This is a genomic window from Allobosea sp. P5_A5, from assembly GCF_056400625.1.
The window spans coordinates 615,177-626,531 of the sequence record NZ_JBFUKY010000002.1; the positions used below are offsets into that span (position 1 = coordinate 615,177).

At 65.4% G+C, this 11,355-nt stretch carries 12 protein-coding genes; 11 read left to right on the plus strand and 1 reads right to left on the minus strand.

Features of this window, described 5'->3' with window-relative positions; translation table 11 throughout:
* The first annotated feature begins 80 nt into the window (after window positions 1-80).
* The 9 genes from AC1DR6_RS06575 to AC1DR6_RS06615 all read left to right on the plus strand — a co-directional run bounded on the left by AC1DR6_RS06575 (window position 81) and on the right by AC1DR6_RS06615 (window position 9,378).
* Complete coding sequence (locus AC1DR6_RS06575; protein ID WP_476828375.1) at window positions 81-2,444, plus strand: xanthine dehydrogenase family protein molybdopterin-binding subunit; 2,364 nt, start codon at window positions 81-83, stop codon at window positions 2,442-2,444.
* An 18-nt stretch (window positions 2,445-2,462) separates the two neighbouring features.
* Window positions 2,463-3,266 (plus strand): FAD binding domain-containing protein, encoded by an 804-nt coding sequence (locus AC1DR6_RS06580; protein WP_476828376.1) that lies wholly within the window; start codon window positions 2,463-2,465, stop codon window positions 3,264-3,266.
* Window positions 3,267-3,406: 140 nt separating this feature from the next.
* The gene (locus AC1DR6_RS06585) at window positions 3,407-4,321 is read left to right on the plus strand and encodes an AAA family ATPase (RefSeq protein ID WP_476828377.1); all 915 of its coding nucleotides are present in this window, start codon (window positions 3,407-3,409) and stop codon (window positions 4,319-4,321) included.
* 49 nt (window positions 4,322-4,370) lie between these two features.
* Window positions 4,371-4,751 carry a nuclear transport factor 2 family protein gene (locus AC1DR6_RS06590; protein ID WP_476828378.1) on the plus strand — a complete coding sequence of 127 codons (381 nt, stop codon included), beginning with the start codon at window positions 4,371-4,373 and terminating at the stop codon, window positions 4,749-4,751.
* Window positions 4,748-5,947: a vWA domain-containing protein gene (locus AC1DR6_RS06595; protein ID WP_476828379.1), complete on the plus strand. Its 1,200-nt coding sequence runs from the start codon at window positions 4,748-4,750 to the stop codon at window positions 5,945-5,947. The genes AC1DR6_RS06590 and AC1DR6_RS06595 overlap by 4 nt, the downstream gene beginning before the upstream one ends.
* 142 nt (window positions 5,948-6,089) lie before the next feature.
* Window positions 6,090-6,443 (plus strand): XdhC family protein, encoded by a 354-nt coding sequence (locus tag AC1DR6_RS06600; RefSeq protein WP_476828380.1) that lies wholly within the window; start codon window positions 6,090-6,092, stop codon window positions 6,441-6,443.
* Entirely contained in the window at window positions 6,443-7,072 is a 630-nt protein-coding gene (locus AC1DR6_RS06605; protein ID WP_476828381.1) for a LysE family translocator, read from the plus strand. Before AC1DR6_RS06600 ends, AC1DR6_RS06605 begins: the two co-directional genes overlap by 1 nt.
* Before the next feature lies 1 nt (window position 7,073).
* Window positions 7,074-7,766, plus strand: coding sequence for an XdhC family protein (locus AC1DR6_RS06610; RefSeq protein WP_476828382.1), 693 nt, complete (start codon window positions 7,074-7,076; stop codon window positions 7,764-7,766).
* Between the two features lie 10 nt (window positions 7,767-7,776).
* Window positions 7,777-9,378: an NTP transferase domain-containing protein gene (locus AC1DR6_RS06615; protein WP_476828383.1), complete on the plus strand. Its 1,602-nt coding sequence runs from the start codon at window positions 7,777-7,779 to the stop codon at window positions 9,376-9,378.
* A gap of 4 nt (window positions 9,379-9,382) precedes the next feature.
* On the opposite strand, the gene bcsS is transcribed toward AC1DR6_RS06615, so the two are convergent.
* On the minus strand, window positions 9,383-10,123 hold the full coding sequence (bcsS, locus tag AC1DR6_RS06620; protein ID WP_476828384.1) for a cellulose biosynthesis protein BcsS: 741 nt from the start codon (window positions 10,121-10,123) through the stop codon (window positions 9,383-9,385).
* 158 nt (window positions 10,124-10,281) lie between these two features.
* Between bcsS and AC1DR6_RS06625 the strand changes: the two genes are divergently transcribed.
* Both AC1DR6_RS06625 and AC1DR6_RS06630 read left to right on the plus strand, forming a co-directional pair.
* Window positions 10,282-10,551, plus strand: coding sequence for an usg protein (locus AC1DR6_RS06625; RefSeq protein WP_476828385.1), 270 nt, complete (start codon window positions 10,282-10,284; stop codon window positions 10,549-10,551).
* A gap of 188 nt (window positions 10,552-10,739) precedes the next feature.
* Entirely contained in the window at window positions 10,740-11,339 is a 600-nt protein-coding gene (locus AC1DR6_RS06630) for an exopolysaccharide biosynthesis protein (RefSeq protein ID WP_476828386.1), read from the plus strand.
* Window positions 11,340-11,355 lie beyond the last annotated feature (16 nt).

Genomic DNA, 11,355 nt, shown 5'->3' on the forward strand with positions numbered 1-11,355 from the left:
GGCAGGTCTTTCCGTGCGTACGGTCTGTCCGAGTCCCATGGCTTGAAGCGCCCTTTAAGAGGCGTCTTGGAGGGAACACCATGTCAGCAACCGGAATCGGCGCCTCCGTTCGGCGCAAGGAAGACCATCGCTTCATCACCGGCCGGGGGCGCTACACAGACGACGTCAACCGTCCCGGCCAGGTGCATGCCTATTTCCTCCGCTCGCCGCATGCCCATGCGACCATCAAGGGCATCGACAGCGCGGTTGCAGCGAGCATGGCCGGCGTGCTGGGCATCTTCACCGGCGCGGACCTCACCGCCGACAAGATCGGCGGGCTGATTTGCGGCTGGATGATCCACAACAAAGACGGCTCGCCGATGCGTGCCGGTTCGCATCCGGCTCTGGCGGTGGGCAAGGTCCGCTATGTCGGCGACCATCTCGCCGTCGTGGTTGCCGAAACGCTGGCGCAGGCGAAGGACGCCGCCGAAGCGATCGTCGTGGATTATCAGGAGCTGCCGGCCGTGGTCGACACCGCCTCGGCCGCCGGAGCCAAGACCGTCATCCATGACGAGGCGCCGGACAATACGGTCTTCAACTGGCATCTCGGCGACAAGGACGCGACCGAAAAGGCGTTCGGCGCGGCCACGCATGTCACCAAGCTGGACCTGGTCAACAACCGCCTGGTGCCGAATGCGATGGAGCCGCGCGCGGCGGTCGGCGACTATGATGCCGGCGACGGCGTCTTCACGCTGTTCACCACCAGCCAGAACCCGCATGTGGCGCGGCTGGTGCTCTCCGCCTTCATCGGCATCGCGCCGGAGAACAAGCTGCGGGTGATCGCGCCGGATGTCGGCGGCGGCTTCGGCTCGAAGATCTTCATCTATGCCGAGGAGACGGTCTGCGTCTGGGCGGCCAAAAAGGTGGGGCGGCCGGTCAAGTGGACGGCCGATCGCACGGAAGCTTTCCTCTCCGACGCGCATGGGCGCGACCACGTCACCCATGCCGAACTCGCGACCGACGCCCAAGGCAAGATCCTGGGCCTCCGGGTGCATACCACCGCCAATCTCGGCGCCTATCTCTCAACCTTTTCCTCGTCAGTGCCGACATATCTCTACGCGCCGCTGCTCTCAGGCTCCTACGATATCCCGGCGATCTATTGCGAAGTCGATGCGGTCTACACCAACACCGCGCCGGTCGATGCTTATCGCGGCGCCGGGCGGCCCGAGGCCACCTTCGTCATCGAGCGATTGATGGAAGTGACCGCGCGCCAGCTCGGCAAGGACCCGGCCAAGTTCCGGATGCAGAATTATATCCGGACGTTCCCGCATCAGACGCCGGTCATCATGATGTACGACGCGGGAAACTACGGCGCCTCGATGAAGAAGGCGCTGGAGATGATCGACTATAACGGCTTCGGGCGCCGCAAGCGCGACTCCGCCCGTGCCGGCAAGCTGCGTGGCATCGGCTTCTCCTCCTATATCGAGGCCTGCGGCATTGCGCCTTCGGCGGCGGTGGGCTCGCTTGGTGCTGGCGTGGGCCTATGGGAATCGGCCGAGGTCCGGGTCAATCCGGTCGGCACCGTCGAGGTTTTGACCGGCTCGCATAGCCATGGGCAGGGTCACGAAACGACGTTCGCCCAGCTCGTCAGCGACCGGCTCGGCATTCCCATCGACAACGTCTCGATCATCCATGGCGACACCGACAAGGTGCAGATGGGCATGGGGACCTACGGCTCGCGCTCGGGCGCGGTCGGCATGTCGGCGATCTTCAGGGCGATCGACAAGGTCATCGCCAAGGGCAAGAAGGTTGCCGCCCATGTGCTGGAGGCCGACGAGGCGGATATCGACTTCGCGGATGGGAATTTCACTGTTAAGGGCACTGACAAGAAGCTGGATTTCGGCTCCTGCGCGCTGCAGGCCTATGTTGCCCACAAGTTCAACGGGCAGGAGCTGGAGCCGGGGCTGAAGGAGGGGGCGTTCTACGACCCGACCAACTTCACCTTCCCGGCCGGTGTCCATATCTGCGAGCTTGAAATCGACCCGCAGACCGGCGTCACCCGCATCGAGCGCTGGGCGGCGGTGGACGATTTCGGCAATATCATCAATCCGATGATCGTCGAGGGGCAGGTCCATGGCGGCATCGCCCAGGGCGTCGGCCAAGCGTTGCTGGAAGGCGCGCGTTATAATGCCGATGGGCAACTCGTCACCGCGAGCTTCATGGACTATTGCATGCCGCGTGCGGACGATCTGCCATCCTTCGATGTGGGCATGACGGTGACGCCGTGTCCGTCGAATCCGCTCGGTATCAAGGGCTGCGGGGAGGCTGGAGCCATCGCTTCTCCGCCCGCCGTCATCAACGCCATCACCGACGCGCTCGGCCATGAGGACATCGCGATGCCCGCGACGCCTCAGGCGGTGTGGCGCGCGGCGCAGAAGTCGATCAGCCGCCTGGCGGCAGAGTGAGCTGAAAGGACACCGACGATGTACGCCTTCACCTATCACAAACCCACCAGCGCCCGGCAGGCGGCGACGATCCTGTCGAAGAAGGAGGAGTCGAAGCTGATCGCAGGCGGGCACACCCTGCTGCCGACGATGAAGCAGCGTCTCGCCGCGCCGTCCGCGCTGATCGATCTCGGCGCCTGCGCCGACCTCAAGGGCATCGTCCGCAAGGGCCGCAACGTCGTCATCGGCGCGATGTCGACCCACGCCGAGGTGGCTGCCTCGGCGGAGGTGCGCGAGGCCATTCCGGCGCTTGCCTATCTGGCCGGGCATATCGGCGACCCGCATGTGCGCCATCGCGGCACGATCGGCGGCTCCGTCGCCAACAATGATCCGGCAGCGGATTATCCGGCGGCCTTGCTGGCGTTGGGCGCTACCGTCACGACCAACAAGCGCAAGCTTCTGGCCGAGGAATTTTTTACCGGTCTCTATGAGACCGCGTTGGAAGAAGGCGAGATCGTCACCAAGGTCTCGTTTCCGCTGGTGTCCCGGGCGGGCTATGCCAAATTCCGCAACCCCGCCTCGCGCTACGCGATGGTTGGAGTGTTCGTCGCCAAGCGGGGACCTGATGTGCGCGTCGCGGTGACGGGTGCAGGCGAAGGCGGCGTGTTCCGCTGGGCGGAAGCCGAGTCGGCGCTGAAAATGCGCTTCGCGCCAAAATCGCTCGACGGGCTGAAGCATGGTCCGGACGGCATCAATGGCGACATGCACGCCGACCCCGAATACCGCGCCCATTTGATCGGCGTAATGACCAAGCAAGCCGTGGCGCAGGCGGTGGGCAAGTAGGGACGCGCCTGCGCCGGGTGGTCGTCGGACGTCATGCTCGGGCTTGACCCGAGCATCTTGACCCGGACATCTCCCGCAACGCTAGCTATGGCTCATTCCACGAGGTGCTCGGGTCAAGCCCGAGCATGACGCGAGTTGTCATGCCCACATCCGTCCCATCCTCGATCGACGAAACCCTCACCCTCCTTCAGGAACAGGGCTATGTCGCCGACCGCCCGCTCGCGACCGTGCTGTTCCTTGCGCTGCGGATGAAGCGACCGCTTTTGCTGGAAGGCGAGGCCGGCACCGGCAAGACCGAGATCGCCAAGGTGCTTGCGGCGGGGCTCGGACGCCGGCTGATCCGGCTGCAATGCTATGAGGGTCTCGACCTCTCCTCCGCCGTCTACGAATGGAACTATGCCGGGCAGATGATGGCGATCCGGCTCGCGGAAGCCGGTGGAGCGGCGGCGGACCGCGATCGGCTGGAAGGCGACATCTTCTCGGAAAAATACCTGGTCAAGCGGCCCTTGTTGCAGGCGCTGGAGCCGCAGCAGGGCGGGGCGCCGATCCTGCTGATCGACGAACTCGACCGGACGGACGAAGCGTTCGAGGCCTTTCTTCTCGAACTGCTGGCGGATTCGCAGGTGACGATCCCGGAACTCGGCACGATCAAGGCGGCCGAGCCGCCGATCGTGATCCTGACCTCGAACCGCACGCGCGAAATCCACGATGCGCTGAAGCGCCGCTGCCTTTATCATTGGGTCGATTACCCCGATGCGCCGCGCGAACTTGCGATTCTAAAGGCGAAGGTGCCGGATGCTCCGGCCAAGCTCTCCAAGCAGGTCGTGGCTTTCGTTCAGGCGATTCGCAGCGAGGAACTGTTCAAGGCCCCCGGTGTCGCAGAGACGCTGGATTGGGCGACCGCTCTGGTCGAACTCGACGCCGTGGCGCTCGATCCGGCGATGGTCTCCGACACGTTGGGCGCGTTGCTGAAGTACCAGGACGACATCCAGGCGATGCAGGGCTCCAAGGTGAAGGAACTTCTGGACCGGGCGAAAGGCGATGTGGGGCGTTAGCCGCCCGCGCATGCGAGGCGGCCCGCCGACGAGTTGAAAGGGACACGTCATGAATGCCGACACCAAGGCTGTCGAGGCCACCGTGCGGACCTATCTCGACGGGCTCTATGAGGGGGATGCCGACAAGCTTTCCCACGTCTTCCATCCGATAAGCGCGCTGACGACGGTTCGCGAGGACGGGTCCATCCAGATCCTTCCGCGCGACGAGTGGCTGGACCTTGTCCGCAACCGGCCATCCCCGAAGGCTTCGGGGCTGCATCGCGAGGATCATATCCTGACGCTGGACCTCGTCGGGCCGACGCTCGCGCTGGTCAAGGTCAAGTGCCAGATTCCGCCGCGTTACTTCACCGATCTGCTCTCGCTGCTGAAAGTCGAAAGCCGCTGGCAGATCGCTCAAAAGGTCTTCATGACCGAGACGACCGGCGCGTGACCGGTAAGCTCCCGGAGAACGTCGCCTATTTTGCCCGGGCCTTGCGGGCGGCGGGGCTGCCGGTCGGGCCGGGAGCAATCGCGGAGGCTGTCGACGCTCTAGGCGCGGGCGCTCTGGGCGGCCGTGACGACGTCTACTGGACGCTCCACGCGATCCTCGTCAAGAAGCATGAGGACACCGCGATCTACGATCAGGCGTTCCGATTGTTCTGGCGCCGGCGCAACCTGATCGAAAAGATCATGGCGCAGATGTCGCCGTCCTCTCCGCCGGCAAACAGCGAGCCGCAGAAGGCCGAGGCCGGCGCTTTGCGCGTCGCGGAGGCCTTCGCCCCGCCGCCGCGCGACGACGAACCGCCTGTCGAACTGACCGAGCTGACGGCACGGCTGACGGTTTCCGATCGCGAGATGCTGAAATCGAGGGATTTCGCCCAGATGAGCGCGGCCGAGATCGCGCGGGCGAAACAGCTGATCGGCGAGCTCCGGTTGTCTGACGACGCCGTCACGACGCGGCGCTTCGTCCCGGCACTGCGGGGCCAGCGCATCGACCCGCGCCGGACGTTTCGGCGCTCGCTCAGGGGCGGGGGCGGCTCGATCGACCTCGCCTTTCGCGAGCGGCGGGAGGTGCATCCGCCGATTGTCGCGCTGGTCGATATTTCCGGCTCGATGGCCGAATATTCGCGGATCTTCCTGCACTTCCTGCATGCGCTGACGGAAAAGCGCAGGCGGGTTCATTCCTTCGTTTTCGGGACGAGGCTGACCAACATCACCCGCATGCTGAAGGCGCGCGATCCCGACGAGGCGCTGGCACTCGCCGGCCGTGCCGCGCCCGACTGGGAAGGCGGCACGCGCATCGCCACGGCGCTGCATGACTTCAACCGCGTCTGGTCGCGGCGGGTGCTGGCGGGCGGCGCGAGCGTCCTGCTCTTCACCGACGGGCTGGAGCGGCATCTCGACGACAGCCTCGGCTTCGAGATGGACCGGCTGCACCGCTCATGCCGGCAATTGACCTGGCTCAATCCGCTTTTGCGCTATGACGCCTTCGCGGCCAGGGCCAGCGGCATCCGGGCGATGCTCCCGCATGTCGACACATTCCGACCTATCCACAACCTCGCGGCGATGGCCGATCTCTGCAGCGTGCTTTCGCGTGACGCAGAGCGGGAGAGCGATCCGCGCCTGTGGTTGAAGAAGGCCGGTTGAGGCATGATATGCGTCGTCGTCATTGCGAGGAGCGAAGCGACGAAGCAATCCAGGGGGGCGGGGCTCAGCGGTGTCACCCAGCCTTCCTGGATTGCTTCGCTTCGCTCGCAATGACGTTGGTCCGATACCGGAAGGCTCGATCATGATCAGCACCGATACCGACATCCTTCGTGCGGCCGAGGAGTGGGCCAGGGCCGGGCGCGGCGTTGCGGTCGCGACCGTGATCGAGACCTGGGGTTCGGCACCGCGTCCTGTCGGTTCGCATCTCATCATCGATGGGGAAGGCAATTTCGCCGGGTCTGTTTCCGGAGGATGCGTCGAGGGGGCGGTCGTGGCCGAAGCTGCGGACGTGATCGCCGACGGCAAGCCCCGCATGCTCGAATTCGGCGTGGCCGATGAGACCGCCTGGCAGGTCGGGCTGTCCTGCGGCGGACGCATCAAGGTTTATGTCGAGCCGGTGCAGGTCGCGGCCGGCAACCCGAAGGCGCAAGGCTGATGGCATCCTGGGAAACATTGCTGGCCTTCGCGACGGTGACGATCCTCGTCGCGTATTTTCCGGGGCCCGCGTTGCTTTATACTGCCGCTCAGACGATCAGCCACGGCCGCAGGGCAGGCCTGATGGCGATGCTTGGTATTCATCTGGGCTGCTACGTCCATGTCTTTGCCGCAGCCTTCGGGCTTTCGGCCGTGTTCAAGCATGTGCCGGAACTTTACGTGGCGGTGAAGATCGCCGGGGCGCTCTATCTGATCTGGATCGGTGTCGGCATGATCCGCTCGCGGCTCGCGGCGCCCGACCAACTGCTTGCGCCGCCGAAGACGGTGAAGCGGGCGCTGCTCGACTCGTTCATGGTCGAAATCCTCAATCCGAAAGTGGCTCTGTTCTTCATCGCGCTGCTGCCGCAGTTCGTCGATCCGGCCGGTTCGTTGCCGGTCTGGGTGCAGTTTCTGGCGCTCGGCACGCTCGTGAACTTCGCCTTCTCATCGGCCGATCTGGTGACGGTGTTCGGCGCGTCGTTCGTCATGGGCGCGATGAAGAAGACGAAGGCCGGTTTCACCTTCGGACGCTGGATCGGCGGCTCGCTGATGATCGCGCTCGGCCTCAAGCTCGCGACCGACAGGGGCTGACGTGGACCTTTCTCTCCTGACGGTTCTCAACGCCGAGCGACAGGCGCGCCGCGCCACCATCCTGGTGACCGAGATGGCAGTGGGCGTGCAACGTCTGGTCAAGCAGAGCGACATCGAAGCCGATCCGCTGGCTCCCTTGCTCGAAAAACAGCTGCGCATGGGCAAGAGCGGCATGGTCGAGGTTGAAGGCGCGCCGTTTTTCCTGACGGTACAGGCGCCTCATCCGCGCATCGTCGTGACCGGCGCGGTGCATATCTCGCAGGCGATGGCGCCGATGGCGAAGGCGCTGGATCTCGATCTCGTCATCATCGATCCGCGCAGCGCGTTCGCAACGCCCGAGCGGTTTCCCGACGTGACGCTGCTGCCGGAATGGCCGGATGAAGCGATCTCGCGGATCGGGCTCGACGGCTATACCGCTTTCGTCGCGCTGACGCATGATCCCAAGATCGACGATCCCGGCCTGACGGCTGCGCTGCGCTCGGACTGCTTCTATGTCGGCGCGCTCGGCAGCCGGAAGACCCATGGCAAGCGTCTGGAGCGGCTTTTGGAGGCCGGTTTCGACGAGGCTGCAACGGCGCGTATCCACGCGCCGATCGGGCTCGATATCGGCGCGGTTTCGCCGGCCGAGATTGCCCTCGCGATCCTGGCCGAAATCGTTTCCACGCTGCGCGGGCCGCGCCGTAAACCGGCGTGAGGGGTTGGCGATGAAGTTTGGTCCGGTTGCGATCGCCGGTGCTGTCGGGGTCGTGGCGGCGCATAGCATCCGCACGCCCGAGATCACCCTGCGCAAGGGCGCGGTCGTGACGGCCGAGATCGCCGCAAAGCTCGCTGATGCCGGCATCGACGAGATCGTCGCGGTGCGGCTGGAAGCCGGCGATGTCGACGAAAACGCCGCCGCCCATAGGCTCGCGGCCCGGCTTGCCGGGACCGCGATCGCCGCCGAAAAAGCGTTTACCGGCCGGGTCAACATGTTCGCCGAGGCCGCCGGCGTGCTGCAGATCGACGTCGCCGCGATCGATGCCTTCAATGCCGTGGACGAAGCCATCACCGTCGCGACGCTGCCGGCGCTGAAAGCTGTCGTGGCGGGCGAACTGGTCGCGACCGTCAAGATCATCCCCTACGCGGTCCCGCAGGAGCAACTGAACGCGGCGCTGGCGGCCCTGAACGGGGCTGTGGCGGTCTCGGTCGCGACCTATCGCCCCTCCAAGGTCGCCGTGATTTCCACACTGCTGCCGGGGTTGAAACCCAGCGTCGTCGACAAGACGTTGCGGGTGATGCGGGACAGGTTGGCGCCGGCCGAGGCGATCCTTTCGGCCGACCAGCGGGTTCCCCACGACATCGCGCCCTTGACGGCGGCGCTGGCCGAGCAGGCGGCGGGCGATGCCGACATCATCGTCGTCTTCGGCGCCTCCGCGATCACCGACCGGCGCGACGTCATCCCGCAGGCCGTGGTCGATGCCGGCGGTACGGTCGCTCATCTCGGCATGCCGGTCGATCCTGGCAATCTGCTGATGCTGGGCGAACTCGCCGGCAAGCCGGTGATCGGGGCGCCCGGCTGCGCGCGCTCGCCGAAGGAAAATAGTTTCGACTGGGTGTTACAGCGCCATCTTGCCGGCATTCCAGTCACGCGAGCGGATGCGCAGCGCATGGGCGTGGGCGGGCTGTTGATGGAAATCATCTCTCGCCCGCAGCCACGGGCCCCGGCCAAAGCGCCATCGGGAGCCATCGCCGGCATCGTGCTGGCGGCCGGCCGCTCGACCCGAATGGGCGCGAGCAACAAGCTGCTCGAACCGCTACGTGGCCGCTCGATCCTCCGTCATGCCGTCGAAGCCCAGCTACAGGCGGGCCTCGAACCGGTCATCGTGGTCACCGGGCACCAACGCGGCGAGATCGAGGCGGGTCTCCAGGGATTGCCGGTCAGCTTCGTTCATAACGCCGATTATGCCGAAGGGCTCGCCAGCTCGTTGCGCGTCGGCGTGGCGGCGGTCCCTATCGAGGCGCCGGCCGCGCTGATCTCGCTCGGCGACATGCCGAATGTGACCGCCGGAGTGATCGCGAAACTCTCCGCCTCGTTCGCGCAGCACCCGGAGGCGCTTGCCGTCGTGCCAACGCTCTTCGGCAACCGGGGCAATCCGGTCCTGCTGGTGCGCGAGCTGTTTCCAGCCGTCGCCTTGCTGACGGGCGACCGCGGCGCGCGACGTCTGCTGGAAGACGCCGGCGAGCGTGTCGTCGAGGTTCCGTTCGACGATCCCGCAATCGCGATCGATGTCGACACGCCGGAGGCCCTGCGGGCGGTACGAGGCTGAGCGGTCAGCGCAACCAGTGCACGCCAAGCGTCGCATAGGCTTCGGAAGGGCGGTCGCTGGTGCGCTGCCAGCCGCCCGAAAGGCGCCATTCGAGGCCGAGCAGGCGTAAGCCGGTGAGATGAAGCCCGAGCCGCAGCTTATTGTAGTCGCGCTCCCGATACGCTTCGATTTCCGGGCCGACATAGAACCCGAGGGGAAGCTGCCAGCCGGTCGCGAGACGCCCCCAGCTGCGTGCATTCAGCGACGACACATAAGCGCCGGCCTGCAGCATCACGCCATCCCAAGGGGTCGCCCAGAGATCGGCCTGGACGCGGCCGCCATAACGGGTGAACGCCGCCGTCATGCCGAGGGGCTCGCGGCGCTGGACGCTCTCGGTATCCGAGCCGGCATAGAGCGCGACGAAGGTGTCGCCAAAACGCCATTCATAGCCGAGCATCCCCTGGCTCTCGGCTTTGTAGGTCGTGCCATGCGGTGGCAACCGCCGGGTGGCTTCCTGTGAACCGCCCGCCTTGAGGAAAAGGCGGAAGCCTTCACGAGCCAGGCCACCGCCGCCGATCGCTCGCTTCATCCCGACAGAGAGAAAAGTCTTGTTAGGCCCGGCATCCATCGAGCCGAAAATCACCATCGAGATGGGTGAAGGCTCAGCTTCCGGCTCTTCCGTATCCGCCCGCGCGACGTTCAACGAAATGGCGGCGAGGGCGATCGCGAGCCCGATCCTTCCAGCCCTCAACCATCCAAACGCCACGCCCGACTCCGCCTGCAACCGCCGAAATCCGGCTGCCTGAAACGCACGGTTTGATTGCATCAGCTTGCCCGATCCTTGGCAAGCCTTTGTTAACCAGCGGGGCGCAGCCTCACGAAATGGCCGGCTAAGCTTTCGTTCTTCACTGGTGGGAGTTGGCGATGGTTTCGAAGGATTTCATCCGGCAGCTGGAAGGCTATGGCCTGACGACGGCCACGATCCTCTACCGAATACCGGATCACCAGAGCGTGCTGCAAACCTATGTCTGGCAGCAATACGATCTTGCTCCGCGCTTCCCGACCCTTCGGAAGTTTCTCGAATTCTGGCGTCGGGAGCTGGAGGGCCCATTGCACTCGGTGATCGTGGCTCACTCGGGTCTTATCGGCCCCGCCGAGATCAAAAGCATCAATGGCGTGCTGACACTGCATTGAGCCTTGCGCGGGCCGCGCTTGTTGCATCGCGGGCCACCATGCTAGAGCACGCGCCGGCCGGTCACATGTGATCGGCCGGTCCTTGCGTCTCCATCGCGGGTCCAGACGGTTTCGTCAGCGGTCGCGCACGACCGGCGCGAAGGCGGTTCTGGGTTTGCAAGGGCGCTGTCTTCCAAGCGGCCCTTCGGTTGTCATCTCCTCTGCGCACGTCCGGTCTTCTGAGAGCCCTCGCCGACTTGCCTGGCGAGCGGGTGGCGGTCGGCACCATCGTCGCCGCCTTGCAGAACCGCGCCTATGCGCTGCTGGTGGTGCTGCTCGGCCTGCCGAATTGCCTGCCGATGCCGCCGCCTATCCCGCTAGTTTGTGGCCTCGTGCTCGCTTTCGTCGCCTTACAGATGCTGTTCGGGCGGAGCATTCCCTGGCTGCCGCAAGCATTGCTGGCCCGCAGCATCGGCAAGCCGGAACTCAACCGTGCGATCGGCCGGGCGTTGCCGCCCCTGGTCTGGCTGGAGCGGTTTTCGAAGCCGCGTCTGACGATGCTGGGGGGCGGTTATGCCGTCCCGGTGCTCGGATTGCTCATTCTGGTCCTGGCGCTCGGGCTCATCGTCGCCGCGCCGTTCATCGGGCAGATCCCGCTTGGCATTGCGGTCTGCCTCGTCGGGCTCGGGCTGGTCGAACGGGACGGGGTCGTGATCATCGCCGGCGCGGTCGTGGGCGCGGTCGGTCTGGCATTGAGTGCGGGCTTCGCTTACGCCATCTTCAGCGGCATCCACGGGTTGCTGTTCTGAGACGAGCGGGTGCTCG